Here is a 23,574-nt window from a genome sequence, read left to right on the forward strand (position 1 = left end):
GCCGGTCGCGCCCGCCGGGTTGGTCGAGCGGGCGTAGCAGTCGCCGATGCCGCCGGTGGCGAGGATAGTCGCCCCGGCGAACACCGGTTCGACCTCGCCGTCGGCGAGGACGGTCGCGCCGCGGACGGTCCCCTCCTCAGTCAGGAGGTCGAGGGCCATCGCGTCGTCGATTATGCGCACGCCGTCGCGGGCCGAGAGGTGCTTCAGGAACGGCCGGAGGACGTGCGCGCCGGTGCTGGCGTCGACGTGGAGGATGCGGCGGCTGGAGTGGCCCGCCTCGCGGGCGAGGTCGAAGTCGGCGGCGTCGCCGGCGTCGGGGTCGCCGACGCTCGGACTGTCACCCACCGCGTCGAACTCGACTCCGAGCGTGTCCAACAGCACGTCCTCGACGACGGCGCGGGACTCGGAGACGAGCGTGTCGACCGCCTCGGGGTCGGCGGTGCCGTCGCTCGCCCGGCGGATGTCGGCGGCGAACTCCGCGGGCGCGGACTGGGTGACGGCGATGCCGCCCTGCGCCCAGTCGGACGCGGCGTCCTCGGGTTCGGTCGCCTTCGTGACGACGAGCACGTCGGCCCCCTCGCGGGCGGCGGCGAGGGCCGCGGCGCAGCCGGCGATGCCGGAGCCGACGACGAGTACGTCGGCCTTCATAGTTCGAGCATGCGGTCGAGCGCGACCGCGGCGAGTTCCTTCTCCTCGGGCGCGACCTCGACGACGTTGGGTTCGCGGCCCGCGGCGAGTTCTTCGAGCACCCACGTCAGGTAGTTGGGGTCGACCTGCCGCATGGCGTTGCAGTCCATGCAGGCGTCGCCGCAGAGGGGCCGAACGTCGACCTCGGGGTGCCAGCGCGCGAGGTGTCGCGCGAGGTGGACCTCGGTGCCGATGGCCCACGTCTCGCCGGGGTCGGCGTTCTCGACGACGTCGCAGATGTGGCTCGTGGAGCCGACCTCGTCGGCGGCCGCGACGACGCTCGGGCGGCACTCGGGGTGGGCGACGACCTTCGCGCCGTCGGCCTGCGCCTCCTCGACGTGGTCGACGCGGAAGCGCTCGTGAACCTGACAGTAGCCGTCCCAGAGGATGACTTCTGCGTCGCCGAGGTCCGGAATGTCGGGTTCCGCGTCGGCGTCAGCGCCCGCGGCTTCGGCCACGTCGCCGGCCCACGGGTCCCACTCGACCACGCCGTCGATGCCGAGTTCGTCGGCCGTGTTGCGCCCGAGGTGCTTGTCGGGCAGGAACAGCACGGCGTCGCCGCGCTCGAACGCCCACTCGAAGGCGTCGGCGGCGTTCGAGGAGGTGCAGATGAGCCCGCCGTGGGAGGCGCAAAAGGCCTTCAGGTCGGCGTAGGAGTTCATGTACGTCACGGGGACGATGTCCTTGCCGCCGCTCTCTTCGACGAGCGTCTCCCACGCGGAGTCGACCTGCACGGCCTCGGCCATCCCGGCCATCGGACACGACGCCTCCATCGACGGGAGAATCACCGTCTGGTCGTCGTCGGTGATGATGTCCGCGCTCTCGGCCATGAACGTCACGCCGGCGAAGACGACGTAGTCGGCGTCCGACTCGGCGGCGCGCTTCGAGAGTTCGTAGGAGTCGCCGATGAAGTCCGCGTGCTCGACGATTTCGCGTCGCTGGTAGTTGTGTCCGAGGACGACGACGCGGTCGCCGAGCGCGTCGCGGGCGGCGGCGATTCGCCGGGAGCGGGCGGCCTCGTCGAGGTCGCGGTGGCTCTCCGGAAGCTGTTCGAGCGTGTCGTATTTGAACAGGCTGAGCTCCGACTCGAACCCGACCGACTGTAATTCAACCACGATTGGTCACCACGGTGGAAGTCCAATCATCGGGCCTTATTGAAAAATATTTTTCTTCAATACTCGGCACTCACCCGTATATATTCTCTTCACGATTGATTAGCCAGTGGTATCTGCGTTCGATTGGCTGTTAGAAGTCGATAGAAGTCACTACTCGGTTAGAGAATAATCTCATTCAAAAGAGTGGCCTCGTCGGAGACGATAACTCGTTCAGTCGCGTTCGAAGACGACGCGACCGTCCACGACGGTCATCGAGACGGCGATATCGCGAATCGAGTCGGCTTCCCACGGCGACTCGTCGAGGACGACGAGGTCCGCGGCGGTGCCGACCGCCACGGTTCCCAGTCGGTCCTCGTCGAAGCCGGCGTGGGCCGCACCCGACGTGTACGCCCGGAGCGCCTCGGTGACGGTGAGCGACTGGTCGGGGTTCGGGTGGTCGGTGGCGAGGTCGACGCCGAGAAGCGGCCCGAGGGGCATGCAGTCGCTCCCGAACGCGAGGTCGACCCCGGCGTCGAGCAGGTCGCGGTAGCGGTTGGTCCGCAGGCGTCGCTCGCCGAGGCGGGCGTCGTAGAGGCCGCCCTCGTCGGCCCACTTCAGGAAGTTCGGCTGGACCGAGGCGACGACGCCCGACTCGGCGAACCGCTCGATGGCCTCGTCGGAGGCGAGTTCGACGTGTTCGACCCGGTGGCGGGCCGCGCCGGGGTCGTCGGTCTCCTCGTACGCGTCGAGCACCGCGTCGACGGCCGCGTCGCCGATGGCGTGCGCGGTGAACTGATAGCCCGACTCGTCGGCGTCGGCGACGAGGCCGCGGAGTTCCTCGGGGTCGACGACCCACTGGCCCGTCTCGTCGTCGGCCGCGTCGGGGTCCGCCGCGGCGTCGGCGTAGGGTTCTGTGAGTTTCGCGGTCCGCCCGCCGAAGCTCCCGTCGGTGAACGTCTTTATCGCGCCGACGGTGACGAGGCCGCCGCGGCTCCCGCCCCCGTGGTTCGTCCGCAGGCCGACCTCGCGGAGCGCGTCGAGGTGGTCCGACCAGTAGTTGATTCGGACGCGGAGGGCCAGCTCGCCGGCCTCGGCGAGGTCGCGGTAGACCTCGGGCGCGCGGGAGCCGCGGACCATGTCGTGGACGCCGGTGACGCCGCGGGCGGTCGCGTACGACTGCGCCGCGCGGACGAGTTCGGTCATCTCCTCGCGGCCCGGCTCGGTCGCCTCCCGGAGCACGTCGACCGCGCCCTCGACCACGACGCCGGTCGGCTCGACGGCGACGTCACCATCGCCGTCGCCCTCGGAGGGACCGTCGTCTCCGGCGGTCTGCACGCCCTCGTCGGGCATCTCGTCGGCGTAGCGGTCGAGGACGACCGAGTTGACGCCGGCGGTGTGGAGGTCCTCGCGGAAGGCGACCACGGGGAGCGACTCGGAGACGGCGTCGAGGTCGTCGCGGGTGAGGTATCGAGAGTCGTCCCACGTGCTCTCGTCGTAGCCGTAGCCGAACACCCAGTCGGTCCCGCCGTCGCCGCCGGTCTCGTTGTCGTCGGCCCCGTCGCCATCAGCCCCGTTTTCGCGTTCGACCTCGGCGGCCCGCTCGCGGAGCAGTTCGACCGCCTCCGCCGGGGAGTCGGCGGCAGAGAGGTCTGCGTGGACGAGCGACCGCCCGACCATCGGGAGGTGCGTGTGGGCGTCGATGAAGCCGGGAAGGACGACTCGCCCCTCGCAGTCGACGACCCGCGTCTCGACGCCGGCGAGCAGTTCCACGTCGAACGCGCGGCCGACGCGGACGACCTCGCCGTCGCGGACGGCGACGGCTTCGTGCGTCTCGTCGGGCGAGCCGAGCGTGTGTACCTCCGCGTTCGTCAGTACGAGGTCCGCTGACGCGGTCATACGTTCGACCCCGACGCGGGAGGGCAAAACGGTTCGGGAGGCGGCGGAGCGGTCGGGCGGTGGTCGGACGACGGGGCGGCCTTGAACGGGGACGGACCGCGGTCGTTGGAAGAACCGGAACGCGTTAGGGCCGGCGCGGGAAACGTCGGGGCATGACAGACGCCGCGTCCCTCGCAGACCGCGTTCGGGAGGGCGAACTCCGCCTCCACGAACTCGAAGCGCACGCCGACGCCGACACCGCCGCCGAGGCGCGCCGCTCGCTCGTCGAAGAGCAGTCCGGCGCGTCGCTCGACGCGGTCGGGAACTACGGCTTCCCCGCCGAGGCCGCCGAGTCGGCAATCGAGAACATGGTCGGCGCGATTCAGGTGCCGATGGGCGTCGCCGGCCCCGTCAGCGTCGACGGCGGCTCCGTCTCCGGCGAGAAGTACCTCCCGCTCGCGACCACCGAGGGCGCGCTCCTCGCGTCGGTCAACCGCGGCTGCTCGGTCATCAACAGCGCCGGCGGCGCGACCGCTCGGGTCCTCAAGTCCGGGATGACCCGCGCGCCGGTGTTCCGCGTCGCCGACGTGGCCGAGGCCGAGGCGCTCGTCTCGTGGACCCGCGACAACTTCGCGGCGCTGAAGGAGGCCGCGGAGGAGACGACGAACCACGGCGAACTCCTCGACGTGACGCCGTACGTCGTCGGCAACTCCGTGTACCTGCGGTTCCGCTACGACACCAAGGACGCGATGGGGATGAACATGGCGACCATCGCCACCGAGGCGGCCTGCGGCGTCGTCGAAGAGGAGACGACCGCCTCGCTCGTCGCCCTCTCGGGCAACCTCTGTTCCGACAAGAAGCCCGCCGCCATCAACGCCGTCGAGGGCCGCGGCCGGAGCGTCACCGCCGACGTTCGAATCCCGCGCGAGGTGGTCGAAGAGCGCCTGCACACCACGCCCGAAGCGGTCGCCGAACTCAACACCCGCAAGAACCTCGTCGGCTCCGCGAAGGCCGCGAGCCTCGGCTTCAACGCCCACGTCGCCAACGTCGTCGCCGCGATGTTCCTCGCCACCGGGCAGGACGAGGCGCAGGTCGTCGAGGGGTCGAACGCCATCACGACCGCCGAGGTGCAGGACGGCGACCTCTACGTCTCGGTCTCCATCGCCTCCCTCGAAGTCGGCACCGTCGGCGGCGGCACGAAGCTCCCGACGCAGTCCGAGGGCCTCGACGTCCTCGGCGTCAGCGGCGGCGGCGACCCCGCCGGCTCCAACGCCGACGCCCTCGCCGAGTGCATCGCCGTCGGCTCCCTCGCGGGCGAACTCTCGCTTCTCTCCGCGCTCGCCTCGCGGCACCTCTCCAGCGCCCACGCCGAACTCGGTCGATAACGCGAACCGGGTTTCAGTTTCACCGCCGTCGGGGACGACTCATCGGCTTTTCTTCGCGTCCCTTCGGCTTGTACCTCCGAAATCACCACCACCCGTCCACTTTCACTTTCACTCCGCACCCGTGGCTCGCGTTTATTCCGTTTCCGCGGAAACGATGAAAATGCGTCCGTCGGGGAGCACCCGCGGGCGTGTCCACAACCCATCCCCTCCCATGCCACTCCTCACACGCGGTACCGACCCCGAATCGCCCGACGAGTACGACGACGCGCGGCGGGTGGCGCTCGCGCTCAGGCTGGTGAAGTTAGCCCTCGGCGTCGTCGCCTCCGCGCTGACGGTGGCGAAGTTGCTCGGCGCGCTCTGAACCGCGCCCGCGAGGGCGACCCCGGCGCTCAGACCAGCCGGTGTCGACCCCGGGACTCCGACACCTCGCCGCGCCGCCGGAGCTTATCGAGCAGGTCGCGGGCGCGGTCCTCGGGAACGCCCCGCTCGACCGCCGCCGCGACGATTTCCGCCTCGGTCGGCCGGTCACCGTCCCGAACCGCCTCGCGGACGACCGTCAGGCGGTCGGGCGACCCCGACGACGAGTTCCGACCGCGAGAGGCGGCCTCGCCCGCCTCGAACACCTCGTCGGCGTCGAGCCCCGAGCCTTCGAGGTACTCGCGGTCGTCGACGCCCGACTCCTCGACCCGCCGGTCGAGTTCCGAGACGTGTTCGACCTGCGCGAACGCCTCGCTGTCGCCGTGTTTCTTCGCCAACAGCGCCGAGCGCGCCTGCCGCGCGGCGTCCCTGTCGTCGGACTCGAAGAAGCGCCGGAGCTTCTTCGTCTGGTGTCGCCTGCCGCACCGCGGACACGTCGCCGTCTTCGACCCGTCGGGGTCCGAAAGCAACCACATGTTCGCGCAGTCCGTACACCCCACGACCGCGTACATACGCCGTTGTTCCGCGGCGTCGGATTTGAACGTTCGGGAGCGCGAGCCGCCGCGGGACCGCGGGCCCCCGCAACTCGGCGTGGCTGGACCGCCGTCGGGCGCGAACCGCCGTGCGTTAGAGCCACCGTTACGGCGGTTCCGGCGGGTTGGGGCCCCTCTCGAACGAGGCCGTGATACGTTTCAGTCGAAACATATGAGGAGAAAGCATTTATCAACCCGGTGTCACAATCCGATAGACGGTAGTCCCTAACTATGCCCTCCCCCCGCGTACTTCCTCCATGGACAACGCCCGGCGCGCCGAACACCCCGGTCACCGCGACGAGCGACGGGCGACGATGAGTCACTCGAAGCTCGCGCGCGAGCCGTGGCTGTGGGCGTTCGTCGGCGTCTGGTCGGCGGTCGTCACCGCGCTCCACTTCGGCGGGCTCGCGTACGACGTCTACACGCGCATCTGGTGGTGGGACGTGCTCACCCACTCGCTTTCGGGCTTCGGCGTCGCTGGCGTGCTGTTCCTCGTGTTCCCGCGGACGTTCCGGGGCGCTCGCGCCCCCGTGGTCGTCGCCGGCATCGTCCTCGCCATCGGCGCGGGCTTCGAGGTGTACGAGTACCTGTTCAAGGACTTCTGGTGGGGCTGGTCGATGGCCTACTACGCCGAGGACACCGCGATAGACCTCGTGGTCGACGTGGCGGGTGGCCTCGGCTTTTTCGCCTTCGTCGAGGGTCTCGTCCGGTCTCGGACGCCGACCGACGCGACGTCCGGCGGGTCGTCGCCCCGCGTTGGTCACCTCCGCTCGGACGGCGGCGAGAAAACGGACGACGACCGCCCGGCGGACCGGTAACGTCGACGTCGGTGCGCCCGCGACGAGGGCGATTTCACCCCAAGGGGGAGTTCACCCCAAACGTGTTGTTTCGTCGGAGAAAAGATACATATCGATGATGATCGATCTCTCGTCCATGCTTCCGCTCGCAGGAGATCACACACCGCGCCCCGCCACCCGAGTCGACGCGTTCCGGCCACCGACCCGCGCATGCTGAGACGAACCTGGAACGAGACGGTGTTGGCCGGGTGGGAAGAGCGACCCCGAGAGATGGCCGTCGTCGCCGTGTTCGGGAGCGTCGTCACCGCGACGCACTTCACGAGCATGGCGCTGTTTCTCTACACGCGCATCTGGTGGTGGGACATCCTCGTCCACGCCGCCTCCGGGTTCGGCGTCGCGGCGATTCTCTACGTCCTCAACCCCCGCCTGCTCCACTCGCGGGTCGCGCTCCTCGTCGTCCTCCCGATGGCCGTCGCCGCAATCGGCACGTGGTTCGAGGTGTACGAGCGCCTGTTCACCGGCTTCTGGGTCGAGTGGCCGCGTTCGGTCTACTTGGAAGACACCGGCGTCGACATCGTCGCCGACACCGCCGGCGCGGTCGTCTTCGGCGTCGTCAGACCGCTGTGGAACCGGATTCGGCGCTGGCGAGACCCGAATCGACTGTAGTCGGCGCGAAAGAGATGCGGCGTCGGTGCCGCGAGAGAAGTGGTGTGTTCGCTTACGCGAGTTCCTGAATGTTCTCGACGACCTTGTCGGCGTACTCGCTCGTCGCGAGCTTGTTGCCGCCCTCGATCTGGCGTTCGAGGTCGTAGGTGACGTCGCCGTCCGAGATGGTCTTCTCGACGGCGTCGCGGATGAGCTTACCGGCGTCCTTCCAGCCCATGTACTCGAACATGAGGCGGCCGGAGAGAATCATCGCGGTCGGGTTGACCTTGTCCTCGCCGGCGTACTTGGGCGCGGAGCCGTGGACGGGCTCTGCGAGACAGAGGCCCTCACCGAAGTTCGCGCCGGGGGCGATGCCGAGACCGCCGATCTGCGCGCCGGCGGCGTCGGACATGTAGTCGCCGTTGAGGTTCATCGTGGCGATGACGTCGTAGTCGGCGGTGCGGGTGAGAAGCTGCTGGAGCATGTTGTCGGCGATGCGGTCCTTGACGACGACCTTGTCCTCGGGCTTCTCGCCGTCGTACTCCTCCCAGAGCTCGTCTTCCGTGATGGTGACGTCGCCGAACTCCTCTTCTGCGAGTTCGTAGCCCCAGTCGCGGAACGCGCCCTCGGTGAACTTCATGATGTTACCCTTGTGGACGAGGGTGACGGAGTCGCGGTCGTTTTCGAGGGCGTACTCGATGGCCTCGCGGACGAGGCGCTTCGTCCCGAACTCGGTGATGGGCTTGATGCCGATGCCGACGGGGCCGTCGTGGATGACGCCCGTGGCGCCCATCTCGTCTTCGACGAACTCCTTGACCTTCTGGACCTCGTCGGTGCCGGCTTCCCACTCGATGCCGGCGTACACGTCTTCGGTGTTCTCGCGGAACGTGACCATGTCCATCGCCGAGGGGTTCTTGACGGGCGACGGGACGCCGTCGAGGTGGTAGGTCGGGCGGACGTTCGCGTAGAGGTCGAGCTTCTTGCGGAGCGCGACGTTGAGCGAGCGGAAGCCGGCACCGACGGGCGTTGTGAGCGGGCCCTTGATCGCGACGCGGTGGTTGCGGATGGCGCTTACCGTGTCCTCCGGCAGGTTCTCGTCGTACTTGTCGCGGGCGGACGCGCCGGCGTAGACGCGCATCCAAGAGACAGAGCGGCCGGTCGCCTCGGCGGCGGCGTTGAGGACCTTCTGCGCGGCGGGGCCGACGTCCGTTCCGATTCCGTCGCCGTGGATGATCGGAATAATCGGGTTGTCGGGGACGGAAAGCTCGCCCGTCTCCTCGTCGACCGTGATTTTCTCGCCGTCGTCCGGAACCTCAATCTGGTCGTAACTCATGAACATTCAGAGCTTTCTAGTGCGGTGTAAAAGTCCTGCCGTTATCGACGGAGAGGTGCAAATCCCGCGCCATTCCGCGGTCGATACGTTTACACCCGCGCTCGGAGGACAACCCGCGTATGCGAGTTATCCTCCACGGCGGTGCGGGCGGCATCCCCGGCGAACCGGAGCCCAGACAGGCCGTCATGGACGACGCGGCCGACGCGGGCGCGAGCGAGTCGGACCCGCTTTCGGCGGTCGAGACCGCGGTTCGCGTCCTCGAATCGGACCGGCGGTTCAACGCCGGCGTCGGCGGCGCGGTCCAGTCTGACGGCGTCGTCCGCACCGACGCGGGCGTCATGCTGAGCGACCGACGCGCCGGCGCGGCCTCGGGCATGGCGGGCGTCGAACACGCCGTCTCCGTCGCGCGCGCTGTCCTCGAAGACACCCCGCACGTCCTCCTGACGGGCGAGCCGGCGGTCGAGTTCGCCGCCGACGCGGGCGTCGAGACCGGCGTCGACCTCTTCACCGACGAGACCCGCGAGCGCTGGGCGAACGCGGACGCTCCCGAGGGGTCGCCGACGGAACACCTCGCGTGGCTCGCCGACCGCTTCGGCGAGAGCACGAGCGACCCGACGGCCGAGGCGGGAGACGGCTACCTGCCGGCGAACGACAATTCTGAGGGAACCTCAGCAGGCAGTGACCGCTCGGCTCACGACGTTCGCCTTCCCGGTCACGACACGGTCGGGGCGGTCGCCACCGACGGCGAGACGTTCGCCTCCGCGACATCGACCGGCGGCCGCTGGTTCGCCCTCGCCGGCCGCGTCGGCGACGTGCCGCAGATCGGGTCGGGCTTCTACGCCTCCCCCGCGGGCGGCGCGTCAACCACGGGAGCGGGCGAAGACATCGCCCGCGTGACGCTCGCCCGACGCGCCGTCGGCCACCTCGAACGCGGCTGCGACGCCCAGACCGCGGCCGACCTCGCCATCGAGGAGTTCGGCGAACTCACCGGGTCGTCGGCGGGCATCATCCTCCTCGACGACGACGGCTTCGGCTCGGCGTACAACTCCGACGGGATGCAGACCAGCACCGCATCGAACTGAGGTCGTCGCGGCCGGCGGAGAGCGCGTTTCGGTCGCGCCGACCTCGCCGCCACGGTTTACTCGGTTCGGGCCGTTGAATCCCCCATGAGCGACTGGACCGCGGCCGACGTTCCCGACCTCTCGGGGAAGACTGTCGTCGTCACCGGCGCGAACAGCGGCCTCGGCTTCGAAGCGACGCGCATGTTCGCCGAGAAGGGCGCGCACGTCGTCATGGCCTGCCGGAGCCTCGACCGCGGCGCGGACGCGATGGCCGACGTCCGCGACGCGGTGCCGGCGGCCTCGCTGACGCTCTCGGAGCTCGACCTCGCCGACCTCGACTCGGTTCGGCACTTTGCCGACGAGTTCGCCGCCGAACACGGGTCGCTGCACGTCCTCTGCAACAACGCCGGCGTGATGGCGATTCCCCGGCGGGAGACCGCACAGGGCTTCGAGACGCAGTTCGGCGTGAACCACCTCGGCCACTTCGCCCTGAGCGCCCGCCTGTTCCCGACGCTCCGCGACACGCCCGGCGAGACGCGACTCGTCACGATGTCGAGCGGCCTCCACGAGCGCGGCCGGATGGACTTCGACGACCTGCAGGGCGAACGCGACTACGACGAGTGGGACGCCTACGCCCAGAGCAAGCTCTCGAACCTGCTTTTCGCGTTCGAACTCGACCGCCGGCTGACCGCCGCGGGCATCGACGACGTGCTGAGCGTGGGCGCACACCCCGGTTACGCCGCCACCAACCTCCAGTTCCGCGGCCCCGAGGCGTCCGGGTCGACGCTCCGGTACTGGATGAGCAAGCTCGGCAACGCGATATTCGCCCAGTCCGCCGAGATGGGCGCGCTCCCCCTCCTGTACGCCGTGACCTCGCCGGCCGTCGAAAGCGGGGAGTACGTCGGCCCGCAGGGGCTGTTCGGCATGCGCGGCCATCCCGGCATCGCGGAGCCGAGCGACCGCGCCAGAGACCCCGAGACCGCCGCGCGGCTCTGGGACGTGTCGGAGGAACTCACCGACACGCGGTTCCGACTGGCCTGATTCACCACCTGTCTCGGACGAGCGCCGGGAGGCGAGACGGCCAAATACTGCGGCGTGCTATCTACCCCCGTGACCGAATCAACGCCGACAATCACTCAGAGCGTCGCCGACGCCATCGTCTCCACCTGCCGAACGACGCTCGGGGACTCCCTACGGAGCGTCGTCCACTTCACCCGCGACGACTTCGACGTGCTGTACGTCCGACGGGACCTCTACGACGGCGACGAGGCCGCGGCGCGCGCCGCCAAGTCAGAACTCGTCGAGAACGAGCGCACCGGGTTCGGCCCGCGAGAGACCTACAGCGCCGGCACGACCGGCGCGACCCCCGACTTCGGCGAGTACGAGTTCACCCTCCGCGTCTTCTCAGACGGCTTCGTCGGCCGCGTCGTGGGCGGCGACCGCGGCGTCATCGTCACCACCGACGAACTCGAACTCTCGGAGTTCGAGGAGATGGAAGTCGCGCTCCGCCGGATGCTCGAATCGACCCCCGGCGTGTGAGTCCCGGTCCGAGCCGTCGCCGCGTCGTCGCGTCGACCGCACACGACAGAGCAATCCGCTTTTGTAATCGGGAGGGATACGAGTGTGTATGAGCGAACCCGACGCGGACCCGGAGCACATCACCGTCTACTCGGACTACGTCTGTCCGTTCTGTTACCTCGGCCGCGAGTCCCTGCGGCAGTATCAGGCGACCCGCGACGAGGAACTCGACATCGACTGGCACCCCTTCGACCTCCGGAGCCACAAGCGCCGCCCCGACGGGAGCATCGACTTCTCCGTCGACGACGGGAAAGACGACGACTACTACGAGCAGGCCAAGGAGGGCGTCCGCCGCCTGCAGGACAAGTACGGCGTCGAGATGGACCTCGACATCGCGACCGACATCGACTCCCTGCCGGCGCAGGTCGCCTCGTTTCACGTGAAACAGCACTACGACAACGACACGTGGCTCGAATTCGACGTGGCAATCTTCGACGCGCTCTGGCAGGGGGGCGAGGACATCGGCAACGAGGACCTTCTCGTCGAACTCGCCGAGGACGCGGGCGTCGAGGGCGACGAAGTCCGCTCTGCGCTGTCGGACGACGCGCTGTTCGCGGAGGTGCGCGAGCAGTTCGCCGAGGCCCAGCGCCACGGCGTGACCGGCGTGCCCACCTTCGCCTACGACGGCTACGCGGCCCGCGGCGCGGTCCCGCCGGAACAGCTCGAACGCCTCGTCGACGGGGTCTGAACCCGCGTTCGCCGGGCGAAGCCCGCGCGAGGTACCTTCATTTTGTAAGCGGCCGTAGCTATGTACATGGCCAACAGACACCACCGTTGCAACCTCTGCGGCCGCGATTTCGACAGCGGCGAGCGACTCGACGAGCACGTCGAGCGCCGCCACCCCAAGGAGGACGTTCGCTGGTGGGTCGTCGTCGAAGACCCCGCGAAAGACCTCAAGTTCTCGCGCTGAGCGTCCCGACCCATCCCGGTCGCCCCGCACTTGACTCCGCGGTCGCCTCGCGGTCGCCCCGCAGTCGCCCCGCGGTCGGCTCCGCGAGCGACGCCCTCAGCCGAGGTGCGTCTCGAACCAGTCGGCGGCGAGGTCGGCCACCGCGTCCAGCTCGCCCGGCCCCTCGAACAGGTGGCCTGCGCCCTCGACGACCTCCAGCGACTTCTCGCAGTCGAGTTCCGCGAACGCGTCGCGGTTCAGACTCAACACCGGCTCGTCGGCACCGCCGACGACGAACAGCGTCGGAGCCGTCACGTCGCCGAGCCGCGACTCCGCGAGGTCGACGCGGCCGCCCCGAGAGACGACCGCGCCGGCGTCGTCACCGAGGTCGGCCGCCGCGAGGACCGCCGCCGCCGCGCCGGTGCTCGACCCGAAGTAGCCGTAGTCGAGCCCGGCGGTGTCGTCGCGGCCGCGGAGCCACTCCGTCGCGCCGAGCAGTCGCTCCCTCAGAAGCGGGATGTCGAACCGCGTCCCGTACTCCTCGTCTTCCGCCTCCGTGAGCAGGTCGAAAAGGAGCGTCCCGACCCCGCGGTCGCGGATGACCTCGGCGACGGAGTTGTTCCGCGGGCTCTTTCGACTGCTCCCGCTTCCGTGGGCGAACACCACGAGCCCCGCCGCGCCCGCCGGAATCCGAAGGTCGCCCTCCAGCACCGCGTCGCCGACGGGTATCGAAACGAGATTCGGCGTCGTGTCGCTCATACGAGACGATACGACGGACTGCGGCTTAGGTCTGTCTCGACCCGTCGGCTCCCGTGAACGCGGAGTCCGCTCGTTCTGATGGTCATGACTTACACAATTAATGTTAATATACAATCGAGAGTACACCCGAACGCCAACCATGGTGAGTGTTACCGACCTGCGGACGATGTACGAGCAGATGGTGACCGCTCGGCACTACGAGGAGCGGCTGGTAGACGAGTACCTCGTGGGGAAACAGCCGGCGTTCGACATCTCGGCGGGACCGATTCCCGGCGAACTGCACCTCGCGGCGGGGCACGAGGCGTCCGGCGCGGGCGTCTGCATCCACCTCCGCGACGACGACACGGTGACCGCGCCGCACCGACCGCACCACATCGCCATCGCGAAGGGCGTCGACCTCAAGCGCATGACGGCCGAGATTTTCGGGCGGAAGACGGGGCTGTGCCGCGGGAAGGGCGGCCACATGCACCTGTTCGACCCCGACGTGAACTTCGCGTGTTCGGGCATCATCGCGCAGGGCTGTCCGCCGGCGGTCGGCGCGGCGATGGCCGCGAAAAAGCGGAACACCGACGCCGTCGCCGTCGCCTTCCTCGGCGAGGGCGCTATCGACCAGGGCGGCTTCCTCGAATCGCTGAACCTCGCGGCGGTCCACGACCTCCCGGTCGTCTTCGTCGTCGAGGACAACGACTGGGCCATCAGCATGCCCAAAGACCGCGTGACGGACGTACAGAACGGCGCACAGCGCGCCGACGGCTTCGACATGCCGGGCGTCCGTATCGACTCCGACGACGCGGTGGCGGTCTACGAGGCCGCGGACGAGGCCGTGATGCGCGCCCGCGACGGCAACGGGCCGACGCTCATCGAGGTGCAGGTCCACCGCCGGATGGGTCACTTCATGGGCGACGCGGAGGGGTATCGCCCCGAGGCCGACATCGACCGCGCGGAACAGCGCGACTCCATCGAGCGACTCGCCGAGGACCTCCGCTCGCACGGCGTGACCGACGACGACATCGACGAGATTCGAGAGCGCGCCCACGAGCGGGTCGAGGAGGCGATTTCGTGGGCGAAAGAACAGCCCGAGCCCGACCCGGAGGAGGCGTACGAGAACGTGTTCACGAACCCGCCGGCGCAGGCGGCGACGGACGGCGGGGCCGCGGCAGACGCGCCGGGCGACGCCGGCGAGACGGGAGGTGACAACTGATGGCGACCGAATCACGAGACTACACCGAAGCGACCGAGACGGACCGCGAACTGACCATGAGCCGGGCGATGGTCGAGGCCATCGCGTGGGAGATGCGCGAGAACGAGGAGGTGTTCTACATGGGCGAGGACGTCGCCGACTACGGCGGCATCTTCTCCAGTACGACCGGCCTCTTGGACGAGTTCGGCCGCGACCGCGTGATGGACGTTCCCATCAGCGAGACGGCCTACCTCGGCGCGGCGGTCGGGGCCGCACAGGCCGGAATGCGCCCGATTGCCGAGCTGATGTTCGTCGACTTCTTCGGCGTCGCCATGGACCAGATCTACAACAACATGGCGAAGAACACCTACATGAGCGGCGGGGCCGTTTCGGTGCCGATGGTGCTGACCACGGCCGTCGGCGGCACTTACAACGACGCCGGCCAGCACTCCCAGACGCTCTACGGGACCTTCGCCCACCTGCCGGGGATGAAGGTCGTCGTCCCCTCGACGGCCTACGACGCCAAGGGCCTGATGCACAGCGCCATCCGCGACGACGACCCGGTCGTCTACATGTTCCACAAGCGCCTCATGGGTCTCGGCTGGATGCCGTCGCCATCGGGGCCGAAGACCGGCGTCCCCAAAGAGGACTACACGATTCCGTTCGGCGAGGCCGACGTGAAGCGCCCCGGCGACGACGTGACCGTCGTCACCCTCGGCCTGCACGTCCACCGGGCGATGGAGGCCGCGGAACAGCTCGACGACGACGGCATCGACGCCGAGGTCATCGACCTCCGGACGCTCGTGCCGCTCGACACCGAGACGGTGCTCGATTCGGTTCGGAAGACCGGCAAACTCCTCGTCGTCGACGAGGACTACCAGTCGTTCGGCGTGACGGGCGAAATCATCGCCCGGGCGGCGGAAGGCGCGCTGGACGACCTCTCGGCCGTCAAGCGCCTCGCCATCCCGGACGTGCCGATTCCCTACGCCCGCTCGCTGGAAGACGAAGTCAACCCCGGCACCGACGACATCGCGGCGGCCGTCCGCGAACTCCACGAATGAGACGAGCGCCCGAAACAGACGGAGACGGAAGCGAGGCCGGACGATGAGCGACGCCGTCGACGTGAACTCGGCCGACTCGTGGCCCGACGACGCCGACGACGTGACCGAGGGCTACCTCGCCAACTGGTTCGTCCGCGAGGGGTCGGCGGTCGACGAGGGCGAGACGCTCTGCGAGATACAGGTCGAAAAGGTGAGCATCGACGTGGCCGCGCCGACGACGGGGACGGTCGCGGAGATACTCGTCGCCGAGGGCGACGACTTCGCTCGCGGCGACGTGCTCGCGCGGGTGCAACCGAGCGCCTGAACCGGTCTTTTTCTTCAGTCGTCGCCCGCCCGGTACGCCGCGCCGAGCGCTCGGTCCATCAGCTCTCGGTGGGCCTCTCGGACCCGCTCGTCGTCGCCGGGGCGACGCTGTTCGTACCGACCGTCGGCGTCCATCACCCAGCGCCGGCGGTTATCCGACAGGAGCGCGTCGAGCACGGCGTCGAGTTCGGCGCGGTGTTCGGGGTCCTCGACGGGCGCGACGGCCTCGACCCGGCGGTCGAGGTTGCGGGTCATCCAGTCGGCGGAGCCGACGTAGTAGTCGGGGTCGCCCGCGTTCTCGAAGTAGAAGATACGCGAGTGTTCGAGGAACCGACCGACGACGCTCGATACGGAGATGTTCTCCGACAGCCCCTCGATACCGGGTCGGAGCCGACAGATGCCGCGGACCACGAGGTCGATGTCGACGCCGGCCACCGACGCCTCGTACAGTTCGCGGACCATCGCGGGGTCTTCGAGCGCGTTCATCTTGGCGACGATGCGGGCCTCGCGGCCGGCGCGGGCGTGGTCGGCCTCTCGGCGGACGAATCGCGTCATCTCCTCGCGGAGGTTCGTCGGCGCGACCAGCAGTTTCCGGTACGTCTCGGCCCGCGAGTGGCCGGTGAAGAAGTTGAACAGGCGCACGAGGTCGTGGCCGATGTCCGGGTCGGCGGTGAACAGCCCGAGGTCGGTGTAGAGCTTCGCGGTCTGGGAGTGGTAGTTGCCGGTGGCGACGTGGGAGTACAGCCGCACCTCGTTGCCCTCCTCGCGGACGACGAGCGCCGTCTTCGAGTGGGTCTTGAGGCCGATGGTGCCGTAGGCGACGTGGATGCCCTCCTCTTCGAGCCGGCGGACCCACCGGAGGTTGTTCTCCTCGTCGAACCGCGCTTTGAGCTCGACCATCACCGCGACCTGTTTGCCGTTGTTGGCGGCCTCGATGAGCGTCTCGATGACCTCGGAGTCGGGGGCGGTGCGGTAGATGGTGGCCTTGATTGCCAGCACGTCGGGGTCGGCCGCGGCGGCCGCGAGGAACGTGCCGACGGTGCCCGTAAACGAGTGGTACGGATGGTGGACGAGCACGTCTTTCCGGGCGATTTCGGCGAACACCGACTCGGGGTCGTCGGCGGAGCGGCCGGCGAACCGCGGGTGGGGCTGGGGCGTCCACGGCGCGATTTCGAGTTCCGGGCGGTCGAGGTCGAAAAGCGACGCGAGCGCCCCGTAGTCCAGCGGTAGGTCGCGCTCGAACACCTCGGGGTCGTCCACGTCGAGCTGTTCCGCGAGCAGGTCGCGGACCGCCTCGGGCGTGCCCGACTCGACCTCCAAGCGGACCACCGTGGCGAACCGACGCTGGCGGAGCACGTCCTCTATCGTGGCGATGAGGCCCTCTGCGACCTCCTCGTTGCGGCGGACCTCGGCGTTCCGCGTCACCCTGAACGCCGAGGTGTCGACGACCTCGACGTTCGGGAACAGCAGGTCGATGTTGCGCTCGATGACGGCCACGAGCGGGACGAATCTGACGGGGGCGGCGTCGGTCGGTCCGTCCGCGTCGCCGACGCGCTCGTCCACGTTGACGAGTCGCGGGCGGTTGCCGGGGACTTTGACCCGCGAGAACTTCGTCGGCTCCTCTGCGCCCTCGGTCGTGCGGACCGCGAGCGACAGCGAGAGGTTCGAGATGAACGGGAACGGATGGGCCGGCTCGAACGTCAGGGGCGTGAGCGTCGGCAGGACCGACGCCTCGAAGTAGTCGCGGAGGGCCGCCCGCTCGTCGGGCGCGAGGTCGTCGTAGCCGACGATTTCGATGCCGGCGTCGGCGAGCGCGGGCCGAACGAGGTCGTGAAAGCAGTCGGACTGCCGGTCGAGCAGGTCGCGGGCGCGGTCGAGAACGAGCGACCACTGCTGGTTCGGGGTCCGACCGTCGGGTGAGAGTTCGCTCACGCCCGCGGCCATCTGCTGTTTCAGGCCGCCGACGCGCTTCATGAAGAACTCGTCGAGGTTCGAGGTGAGAATCGAGAGGAAGTTGACGCGCTCGAAAAGCGGGTTGCGGTCGTCTCTCGCCTCGTGGAGGACGCGCTCGTGGAAGGCGAGTTCGCTGAGTTCGCGGTTGAGATACAGCGCGGGGTCTGCGAGGTCGGCGTCGGCCGGCTCCGTCGCGTCTCCGTCGCGCTCGCGGGCGCGGACCGGCGCGGTCGACTGACCGGCGCGCCGGCCCCGCGAGTCGCCGCCGCGAGGCTCGTCGTCGGACATATGCTGAGAGAAGATGGTTCGGCGGCGACCTTTAGTTCGCCGCCTCGGCCGTCGCTCCCACCTTCGCCACGGCGGCGGTCAGACCAGCGCGGGCTGGCGGGGTTCGAGAATCTTCGAGTCCTTGCGGGACTCGTGGGTGACCTCGGCCTCGACGGCGACGAGTTCGTCGGCGTGGAGGTCGTAGGCCGTGAGCGCGCCGCCGTAGACCGCGCCCGTGTCGAGGCCCATCGCGTGCTCGAACACGGCGGGGTGGGCCATGACGGTGTGGCCGAAGAAGACGCGCTCGGGACCCTCGTAGTACTCGAACCAGAAGGGGCCGTCGTAGCTGTCGCCGGGGTTCATCGCCCGGGTGTTTTCGAGTTCGTCCACGTCGTGTTCGGAAAGCGGCTTTTCGGGGTGGACGCCGCCGTGGACGACGATGGCCCCGTCCCACGTGATGGCGACCGGGAGGTTCGACATCCAGTCGAGGTCGTCGTCGGTCAGCGCGTCTATCTCCTTCGTGCCGCGGATGAGCTTTTCTTCGTTGTTGCCGCGGACGGTCAGGAAGTTGTCGCGCTCGCGGACGAAGTCCACGACGCCCTTGCTGTCGGGGCCCTTCCGCACGAGGTCGCCGACGAAGACGACGAGGTCGTCCTCGGAGGGGTCGAGCCGGTCGACGAGGCGTTCGAGCGCCGGTAGACAGCCGTGTACGTCGCCGACGACGTACACGTCGTCCCAGTCGTCGATGTCGACTCGAAGGTGTTGCTCGGCGACGTCGGGGTGGAAGGATGGGACACTCATTGGAAACGTTCTCTCCTCTCTCTGAGCACGTCTACCTAAGAAAGGGTTGCTAGTTTCGGACTGTTGTGCTATATAGACACGAGAGAGAATAGCACGCACGCGAGGGCAGTCGACGGCGGCGGCCCGCCTCCGACCGCCGGCCATCCCGCAATCGCTTTCCGGCGCGGCCGCGAAGTCGCGGCCATGAGCATCGGACCCCTCGACGACGAGACGGTCGAGAAGTATCGAGAGGCGGGGGAGGTCCTCCGAACGGTGTTGGACGAGTCGGCCGAGATGGTCGAACCCGGCGTCACCCACCTCGAAGTCGCCGAACACGCCGAAGCGCGCATCCGCGAGCTCGCCGACGGCTGTGCCTTCCCGGTCAACATCAGCGTCAACGAGGAGGCATCGCACGCCAGCCCCGGCCGCGACGACGACACCGTGTTCGGCGAGGACATGGTGTGTCTCGACGTCGGCGTCCACGTCGACGGCTACATCGCCGACTCCGCCGTGACCGTCGACCTCTCGGGCAACGACGAACTCGTCGAGTCCGCCGAGGAGGCGCTCGACGCCGCCCTCGACATGGTCGAAGCGGGCGCGCACACCGGGAAAATCGGCGCGGAAATCGAGGACGTGATTCGCGGCTACGGCTACACGCCCGTCCTCAACCTCTCGGGCCACGGCGTCGAACAGTGGGACGCCCACACCGACCCGACCATCCCGAACCGCGGCGCGGACCGCGGCGTCGAACTCGAAGTCGGCGACGTGGTCGCCATCGAACCGTTCGCCACCGACGGCACCGGCAAGGTCAGCGAGGGGTCGAAAAACGAGATTTACAGCCTCGTCAACGACCGCTCGGTCCGCGACCGGATGTCGCGAAAACTGCTCGACGAGGTGCGCGAGAAGTACAAACTGCTCCCCTTCGCGGCCCGCTGGTTCGAGGGCGGCCGCTCCGAGATGGCCATCCGCCGGCTCGAACAGCAGGGCATCCTCCGCGGCTACCCCGTCCTGAAAGAGGAAGACGGCGCGCTGGTCGGACAGGCCGAAGACACCATCATCGTCACCGAAGACGGCTACGAGAACCTGACGCGGTAATCGGACGAAATCGGGTTCGGGTGGAGCGATACCGACCGCCCCGAGACCGAAACGGCTTGCCCGTCCGGTTCCATTGAGCCGTCATGGACCAACTGTTCGCCCCGTGGCGCATCGAGTGGGTCGCCCGCGACGACGACCAAGACGCCGACGACCCGGATGACGACCGCTGTCCCTTCTGTGCGCTCCCCGACCGCGACGACGACAGGGAGAGCAAAATCGTCGCCCGGTCGCCGCACTCGTTCGTCATCCTGAACAACTACCCCTACGCGCCGGGCCACGTCATGGTCATCCCGTACCGCCACACCGGCGAGTTCGCCGCCCTCTCGGACGCGGAACTCCTCGACCACGCGCGGCTCAAATCGAAGACGCTCGCCGCGTTGGACGCCGCCTTCGACCCCGACGGCTGCAACGCGGGCGAGAACCTCGGCGGGTCGGCCGCCGGCGGCTCCATCGACGACCACCTCCACACCCACGTCGTCCCGCGGTGGAACGGCGACACGAACTTCATGCCGGTCATCTCCGACACGAAGGTGCTCGTGCAGGCGCTCGACGACTCCTACGACCAACTTCACGAGGCGTTCGCCGGACTCGGCGGGGCGGCCGTCGACGGCTCCGACGACGCTGTTTACTTCGAATTAGACTGACTCTAAAACTCACGTGAAGTGCGTCTAATAGCCCGCTCCGGCCCGAAGCGCATTTGAACCCCACTCCCGAAAGCCACGGTAATGGAGCGAAAGCGGGCCATCCGTCGAGTCGGATTCGTCGTCCTCGCGGCGAACGTGCTTCTCGTCGTCGGGAAGGGCGGCGTGTGGTGGACGAGCGGGAGCCTGGCCCTCGGGTCCGAGGCGGTCAACAGCCTCGCGGACGCGGTCTACAGCACCATCATCCTCGGCGGCCTCTACCTGACGACGAAGCCGCCGGACTGGGAACACCCCCACGGCCACGAGCGCATCGAGCCGTTCATCTCGCTTTTCGTCGCGGTCGGCATCTTCGCCGCCGGCGGGGCGATTCTCTGGCGGAGCACGTCCAGTATCCTCGCGGGGACCTACGGCGGGTCCGCGGGGACGCTCGGCGTCGTCGTCCTCGTCGTCGCGGCGGTGTTCAAGTACGTCCTCTACCGCTACTGCTACTCGGTCGGCCGCGAGCAGAACTCGCCCGCGCTCGTCGCCGCCGGCGTCGACAACCGAAACGACATCCTCACCGCGGGCGCGGCGCTCGTCGGCGTGGTCGGCGGCCAGTTCGGCTACCCCATCTTGGACCCGCTGGCCGCGATGGTCGTCTCCATCGGCATCGTCTACACCGGCTACGAAATCGTCCGCGACAACGTGAACTACCTCGTCGGGGCCGCCCCGCCGGAGTACCTCCGGGCGCTCATCGTCCAGACGGCGCTGTCACACCCCGACGTTCACGGCGCGCACGACGTGGTCGCCCACTACGTCGGCCCCGAAATCGACGTGAGCCTCCACATCGAGGTCGAAGGCGACATGACGATTACCGAGGCCCACGACATCGAGACGTGGGTCGTGCAGGCGATTCGGAACATCGACGAGGTCGACGACGTGTTCGTCCACATCGACCCGCGGGAGCTCGGCGAGTGGAAGGAAGACGACGAGACCGAGCGCTACACCATGTTCTCGCCCGACGGCGGCGACGGTCGCTGACGCGCCGGGAGGGGGTCAAAGCAGTTTCTGCGCCTCTAACCGCAGTTCACCGAGGTACGGCACGTGGAACTGGCCTTTCGAACGCACCCAGTCGGGGCGGACGGGCGAGGCGATACCCCGCGCTTGGTCGTAGTAGTCGTTGTTGTCGCCGCGGGTGACGTAGCCGGCGTGCGGCGCGGGGCAGTTCAGGAGTTCGGCACAGGAGTCCGCGCCGTCCACGTACGAGTCGTCGGCCCGCTCGTACCAGTTCTCGCCGTCCTCGACCCGGAAGACCGCGCGGTGGATGATGGGTGAGCCGTCGCGCGACGGCGCGTCGTAGACGACGACGTCGCCCGGGCCGCCGAGTCGCCCGTAGCCCTCGCTCGCGTTCGCCGTGACGACGCCGTGCTCGTCGGCCGCGGGGCCGCCGTAGCGACCCTCGGCGGTCACGACGACGAGGTCGCCGCGTTCGAGGGTCGGTTGCATGCTCCCGCTCTCGACGGCGACCATCGGGGGCCACACGCCGCTCACCGCGAACAGCACCGCGCCGACCGCGATGACGACGGCGACCGTCTCCAGCGCGTCTCTGGCGAGCGTTCGGGCCTCCGATTGACTGTCGTCGGACACGGGTGCTGTCAGCCGTCGAGTCGCTATCAATCTTGTTGCCGGCGTCGGCGAAAAAACAGGGACGCAAACCGGGTGAACCGGCGCTGAGCCGGCCAGTCAGGCGACGGTCGGCTCCCGCGGTTCGGGCTGTGCGTCGACGGGTTCGGCGAAGGCGTAGACGGTCTGGTGGGCGGTCACCTTCACGCGGGCGAAGTCGCCGGGTTCGAGGCCGTGGTCGGTGGCGTTCTGGACGATAATCTGGCGGTAGGCCTCGTCGCGGCACTTCACGGAGTCGCCGGTTCCCTCCTCGACGACGAGCACCTCGCGCTCCGTGCCGACCATCTCGTCGTAGGCGGCGGCGACGATGTCCATCTTCGCCTCGGACATCTCCTTGGAGCGCTCCTTTTTGAGCGTCCCGCCGAGGCCCTTCAGGTCCGCGGCGTCGGTGCCGGGGCGCTTCGAGAAGCGCGTGACGTTGACCTTCTCGGGGCGAATCTCGCGGAGCAGTTCCATCGACCGCTCGTGGTCCTCGTCGGTCTCGGTCGGGTAGCCGACGATGAAATCCGTCGAGAGCGTCCAGTACGCCAGCTCCCGGTCGAACGTCTCGACGATGTCGCGGAACTTGTCGACGCGGTGCTGGCGGCGCATGTGTTCGAGCACCTCGTCGGAGCCGGACTGCACCGGCGCGTGGATGAAGTTGTAGAGCTTGTCGTGTCGGGCGAACACGTCGGCGAGTTCCTCGCGGATGCCGTGGACGCCGCCGGGGTTGGCCATGCCGACGCGGACGCGGAACTCGCCGTCGATTTCGGTGCAGATGCGGTCCAGTAGCTCGGGGAGCTTCCGGTCGCCCTTGTCCCAGCCGTAGACGCCGGTGTCCTGTCCCGTGATGCGGAGCTCCTTCGCGCCGGCGTGGACGAGCGCCCGCGCCTTCTCGACGTTCTCGTCGACCGAGGGCGAATCGACCCGGCCGGTGGCGAACTTCGTGATGCAGTACGAGCAGTTCGACATACAGCCGCGGGCGATGGGCAGGATGCCGACGACGCCGTCCAAGACGGGTTCGACGCCGGGACCGGGGGTCGGACACTCGCCGTTGGTGACGGCGGTCGGCACGTCGTCCCAGTGGAGAATCTGGGCGTCGATACCCTCCTCGCGGAAGTCGTTGCCCTGCGCGAGCGCCATACAGCCCGTGATGATGAGGTCCGCCGTCTCCGCCTCCAGCTCTTTGGCCCGACGGAGCATGTTCCGCTCCGTCTTCTCCACGACCGTACAGGTGTTCATGATGGCGACATCGGCCTCCTCGGGCCCGTCGACGCGGTAATGTCCGGCGTCGCGGAGCGCGCTCTCGATGGCGCGGCTCTCGCCGCGGTTCGAGGTGCAGCCGTATGTCTCGATGTGGTATCGGGCCATTCGGTTACCCCACGTACCGGGTCAGCGGGCAAAAACGCCGCGGTCTCCCCCGAGCCTGCCGGCGTCTGCGGTCCGTGCTATCGTCTCACGAACGCCACCGCCCACTCGACGTGGATGCCGACGAACACGGCCGACGGAGCATCGCGCCGGACGGACGCTCCGCCCCCGAGGAGTCTCGCATCCTCCGTATTATCCGCCGAAATGCGAATATAATTCATTATCTCGTGGG

Annotated in this window: 25 protein-coding genes; 15 read left to right on the forward strand and 10 right to left on the reverse strand. The window is 68.6% G+C overall.

The features are described 5' to 3' along the window. The 3 genes from BN996_RS04120 to BN996_RS04130 form a co-directional block, all read right to left on the reverse strand. Positions 1-648 (reverse strand): FAD-dependent oxidoreductase (locus tag BN996_RS04120; RefSeq protein ID WP_139043102.1); only part of this gene is annotated, 648 nt, incomplete at its 3' end. Next, complete coding sequence (gene nadA / locus BN996_RS04125) at positions 645-1,802, reverse strand: quinolinate synthase NadA (protein WP_089777316.1); 1,158 nt, start codon at positions 1,800-1,802, stop codon at positions 645-647. The genes nadA and BN996_RS04120, both read right to left, overlap by 4 nt. Before the next feature lie 210 nt (positions 1,803-2,012). Beyond that, positions 2,013-3,677, reverse strand: a complete 1,665-nt coding sequence (locus tag BN996_RS04130; protein WP_089777317.1) for an amidohydrolase — start codon at positions 3,675-3,677, stop codon at positions 2,013-2,015. Between the two features lie 152 nt (positions 3,678-3,829). Here BN996_RS04130 and hmgA point away from each other — a divergent pair, with 152 nt between their 5' ends. Both hmgA and BN996_RS19995 read left to right on the forward strand, forming a co-directional pair. Next, positions 3,830-5,041, forward strand: a complete 1,212-nt coding sequence (hmgA, locus tag BN996_RS04135; protein WP_089777318.1) for a hydroxymethylglutaryl-CoA reductase (NADPH) — start codon at positions 3,830-3,832, stop codon at positions 5,039-5,041. A gap of 211 nt (positions 5,042-5,252) precedes the next feature. Beyond that, positions 5,253-5,402, forward strand: a complete 150-nt coding sequence (locus tag BN996_RS19995) for a hypothetical protein (RefSeq protein WP_167344103.1) — start codon at positions 5,253-5,255, stop codon at positions 5,400-5,402. 28 nt (positions 5,403-5,430) lie between these two features. On the opposite strand, the gene BN996_RS04140 is transcribed toward BN996_RS19995, so the two are convergent. Beyond that, positions 5,431-5,970 (reverse strand): DUF5817 domain-containing protein, encoded by a 540-nt coding sequence (locus tag BN996_RS04140; protein WP_089777319.1) that lies wholly within the window; start codon positions 5,968-5,970, stop codon positions 5,431-5,433. A gap of 335 nt (positions 5,971-6,305) precedes the next feature. Between BN996_RS04140 and BN996_RS04145 the strand changes: the two genes are divergently transcribed. After that, a complete protein-coding gene (locus tag BN996_RS04145; RefSeq protein WP_089779817.1) occupies positions 6,306-6,809 on the forward strand; it encodes a DUF2238 domain-containing protein in 504 nt (167 codons plus the stop codon). Between the two features lie 189 nt (positions 6,810-6,998). Next, entirely contained in the window at positions 6,999-7,454 is a 456-nt protein-coding gene (locus BN996_RS04150; protein ID WP_089777320.1) for a DUF2238 domain-containing protein, read from the forward strand. Positions 7,455-7,506: 52 nt separating this feature from the next. Here BN996_RS04150 and icd read toward each other — a convergent pair whose 3' ends face one another. After that, positions 7,507-8,766, reverse strand: a complete 1,260-nt coding sequence (gene icd / locus BN996_RS04155; RefSeq protein WP_089779818.1) for an isocitrate dehydrogenase (NADP(+)) — start codon at positions 8,764-8,766, stop codon at positions 7,507-7,509. A 119-nt stretch (positions 8,767-8,885) separates the two neighbouring features. Here icd and BN996_RS04160 point away from each other — a divergent pair, with 119 nt between their 5' ends. The 5 genes from BN996_RS04160 (at position 8,886) to BN996_RS20000 (ending at position 12,315) form a co-directional block, all read left to right on the forward strand. After that, positions 8,886-9,848, forward strand: coding sequence for an isoaspartyl peptidase/L-asparaginase (locus tag BN996_RS04160; RefSeq protein ID WP_089777321.1), 963 nt, complete (start codon positions 8,886-8,888; stop codon positions 9,846-9,848). 84 nt (positions 9,849-9,932) lie between these two features. Continuing rightward, entirely contained in the window at positions 9,933-10,868 is a 936-nt protein-coding gene (locus BN996_RS04165) for an oxidoreductase (RefSeq protein ID WP_089777322.1), read from the forward strand. Between the two features lie 69 nt (positions 10,869-10,937). After that, positions 10,938-11,366, forward strand: a complete 429-nt coding sequence (locus tag BN996_RS04170; protein ID WP_004969556.1) for a DUF7522 family protein — start codon at positions 10,938-10,940, stop codon at positions 11,364-11,366. Between the two features lie 88 nt (positions 11,367-11,454). Next, the gene (locus BN996_RS04175; RefSeq protein WP_089777323.1) at positions 11,455-12,093 is read left to right on the forward strand and encodes a DsbA family oxidoreductase; all 639 of its coding nucleotides are present in this window, start codon (positions 11,455-11,457) and stop codon (positions 12,091-12,093) included. 66 nt (positions 12,094-12,159) lie between these two features. Beyond that, positions 12,160-12,315, forward strand: coding sequence for a hypothetical protein (locus BN996_RS20000; RefSeq protein ID WP_004969554.1), 156 nt, complete (start codon positions 12,160-12,162; stop codon positions 12,313-12,315). Positions 12,316-12,411: 96 nt separating this feature from the next. Here BN996_RS20000 and BN996_RS04180 read toward each other — a convergent pair whose 3' ends face one another. Further along, the gene (locus BN996_RS04180; protein WP_089777324.1) at positions 12,412-13,053 is read right to left on the reverse strand and encodes a dienelactone hydrolase family protein; all 642 of its coding nucleotides are present in this window, start codon (positions 13,051-13,053) and stop codon (positions 12,412-12,414) included. 166 nt (positions 13,054-13,219) lie between these two features. Here BN996_RS04180 and BN996_RS04185 point away from each other — a divergent pair, with 166 nt between their 5' ends. Genes BN996_RS04185 through BN996_RS04195 form a run of 3 tightly spaced genes read left to right on the forward strand, consistent with a single transcriptional unit; the run spans position 13,220 to position 15,598 of the window. Beyond that, positions 13,220-14,254, forward strand: a complete 1,035-nt coding sequence (locus BN996_RS04185; RefSeq protein WP_007275309.1) for a thiamine pyrophosphate-dependent dehydrogenase E1 component subunit alpha — start codon at positions 13,220-13,222, stop codon at positions 14,252-14,254. After that, the gene (locus BN996_RS04190) at positions 14,254-15,294 is read left to right on the forward strand and encodes an alpha-ketoacid dehydrogenase subunit beta (RefSeq protein WP_089777325.1); all 1,041 of its coding nucleotides are present in this window, start codon (positions 14,254-14,256) and stop codon (positions 15,292-15,294) included. Before BN996_RS04185 ends, BN996_RS04190 begins: the two co-directional genes overlap by 1 nt. Before the next feature lie 43 nt (positions 15,295-15,337). Further along, positions 15,338-15,598: a lipoyl domain-containing protein gene (locus tag BN996_RS04195; RefSeq protein WP_089777326.1), complete on the forward strand. Its 261-nt coding sequence runs from the start codon at positions 15,338-15,340 to the stop codon at positions 15,596-15,598. Positions 15,599-15,612: 14 nt separating this feature from the next. Here BN996_RS04195 and ppk1 read toward each other — a convergent pair whose 3' ends face one another. Next, the gene (ppk1, locus tag BN996_RS04200) at positions 15,613-17,838 is read right to left on the reverse strand and encodes a polyphosphate kinase 1 (RefSeq protein ID WP_089777327.1); all 2,226 of its coding nucleotides are present in this window, start codon (positions 17,836-17,838) and stop codon (positions 15,613-15,615) included. 78 nt (positions 17,839-17,916) lie between these two features. Further along, positions 17,917-18,618, reverse strand: a complete 702-nt coding sequence (locus tag BN996_RS04205; RefSeq protein ID WP_089777328.1) for a metallophosphoesterase family protein — start codon at positions 18,616-18,618, stop codon at positions 17,917-17,919. Between the two features lie 183 nt (positions 18,619-18,801). On the opposite strand from BN996_RS04205, the gene map reads away from it, so the two are divergent. The 3 genes from map (at position 18,802) to BN996_RS04220 (ending at position 21,353) form a co-directional block, all read left to right on the forward strand. After that, the gene (map, locus tag BN996_RS04210) at positions 18,802-19,692 is read left to right on the forward strand and encodes a type II methionyl aminopeptidase (RefSeq protein WP_089777329.1); all 891 of its coding nucleotides are present in this window, start codon (positions 18,802-18,804) and stop codon (positions 19,690-19,692) included. Positions 19,693-19,775: 83 nt separating this feature from the next. Beyond that, positions 19,776-20,336, forward strand: a complete 561-nt coding sequence (locus tag BN996_RS04215) for an HIT family protein (RefSeq protein ID WP_089777330.1) — start codon at positions 19,776-19,778, stop codon at positions 20,334-20,336. Between the two features lie 81 nt (positions 20,337-20,417). Continuing rightward, on the forward strand, positions 20,418-21,353 hold the full coding sequence (locus tag BN996_RS04220) for a cation diffusion facilitator family transporter (RefSeq protein ID WP_089777331.1): 936 nt from the start codon (positions 20,418-20,420) through the stop codon (positions 21,351-21,353). Positions 21,354-21,368: 15 nt separating this feature from the next. Here the strand turns inward: BN996_RS04220 and BN996_RS04225 are convergent, their stop codons facing one another. Beyond that, entirely contained in the window at positions 21,369-21,959 is a 591-nt protein-coding gene (locus BN996_RS04225; protein ID WP_089777332.1) for a S26 family signal peptidase, read from the reverse strand. Between the two features lie 96 nt (positions 21,960-22,055). Then, positions 22,056-23,345, reverse strand: a complete 1,290-nt coding sequence (locus BN996_RS04230; protein WP_089777333.1) for a tRNA (N(6)-L-threonylcarbamoyladenosine(37)-C(2))-methylthiotransferase — start codon at positions 23,343-23,345, stop codon at positions 22,056-22,058. Positions 23,346-23,574: the final 229 nt, after the last annotated feature.

Source organism: Haloferax massiliensis, from assembly GCF_001368915.1.
Taxonomy (GTDB): domain Archaea; phylum Halobacteriota; class Halobacteria; order Halobacteriales; family Haloferacaceae; genus Haloferax; species Haloferax massiliensis.

Bases quoted from the DNA above. Each gene is read 5' to 3' on its own strand.
- BN996_RS04130 (WP_089777317.1), bottom strand. From the start codon at position 3,677: ATGACCGCGTCAGCGGACCTCGTACTGACGAACGCGGAGGTACACACG.
- hmgA (WP_089777318.1), top strand. From the start codon at position 3,830: ATGACAGACGCCGCGTCCCTCGCAGACCGCGTTCGGGAGGGCGAACTC.
- BN996_RS19995 (WP_167344103.1), top strand. From the start codon at position 5,253: ATGCCACTCCTCACACGCGGTACCGACCCCGAATCGCCCGACGAGTAC.
- BN996_RS04140 (WP_089777319.1), bottom strand. From the start codon at position 5,970: ATGTACGCGGTCGTGGGGTGTACGGACTGCGCGAACATGTGGTTGCTT.
- BN996_RS04145 (WP_089779817.1), top strand. From the start codon at position 6,306: ATGAGTCACTCGAAGCTCGCGCGCGAGCCGTGGCTGTGGGCGTTCGTC.
- BN996_RS04150 (WP_089777320.1), top strand. From the start codon at position 6,999: ATGCTGAGACGAACCTGGAACGAGACGGTGTTGGCCGGGTGGGAAGAG.
- icd (WP_089779818.1), bottom strand. From the start codon at position 8,766: ATGAGTTACGACCAGATTGAGGTTCCGGACGACGGCGAGAAAATCACG.
- BN996_RS04160 (WP_089777321.1), top strand. From the start codon at position 8,886: ATGCGAGTTATCCTCCACGGCGGTGCGGGCGGCATCCCCGGCGAACCG.
- BN996_RS04165 (WP_089777322.1), top strand. From the start codon at position 9,933: ATGAGCGACTGGACCGCGGCCGACGTTCCCGACCTCTCGGGGAAGACT.
- BN996_RS04175 (WP_089777323.1), top strand. From the start codon at position 11,455: ATGAGCGAACCCGACGCGGACCCGGAGCACATCACCGTCTACTCGGAC.
- BN996_RS20000 (WP_004969554.1), top strand. From the start codon at position 12,160: ATGGCCAACAGACACCACCGTTGCAACCTCTGCGGCCGCGATTTCGAC.
- BN996_RS04180 (WP_089777324.1), bottom strand. From the start codon at position 13,053: ATGAGCGACACGACGCCGAATCTCGTTTCGATACCCGTCGGCGACGCG.
- BN996_RS04185 (WP_007275309.1), top strand. From the start codon at position 13,220: ATGTACGAGCAGATGGTGACCGCTCGGCACTACGAGGAGCGGCTGGTA.
- BN996_RS04190 (WP_089777325.1), top strand. From the start codon at position 14,254: ATGGCGACCGAATCACGAGACTACACCGAAGCGACCGAGACGGACCGC.
- BN996_RS04195 (WP_089777326.1), top strand. From the start codon at position 15,338: ATGAGCGACGCCGTCGACGTGAACTCGGCCGACTCGTGGCCCGACGAC.
- ppk1 (WP_089777327.1), bottom strand. From the start codon at position 17,838: ATGTCCGACGACGAGCCTCGCGGCGGCGACTCGCGGGGCCGGCGCGCC.
- BN996_RS04205 (WP_089777328.1), bottom strand. From the start codon at position 18,618: ATGAGTGTCCCATCCTTCCACCCCGACGTCGCCGAGCAACACCTTCGA.
- map (WP_089777329.1), top strand. From the start codon at position 18,802: ATGAGCATCGGACCCCTCGACGACGAGACGGTCGAGAAGTATCGAGAG.
- BN996_RS04215 (WP_089777330.1), top strand. From the start codon at position 19,776: ATGGACCAACTGTTCGCCCCGTGGCGCATCGAGTGGGTCGCCCGCGAC.
- BN996_RS04220 (WP_089777331.1), top strand. From the start codon at position 20,418: ATGGAGCGAAAGCGGGCCATCCGTCGAGTCGGATTCGTCGTCCTCGCG.
- BN996_RS04230 (WP_089777333.1), bottom strand. From the start codon at position 23,345: ATGGCCCGATACCACATCGAGACATACGGCTGCACCTCGAACCGCGGC.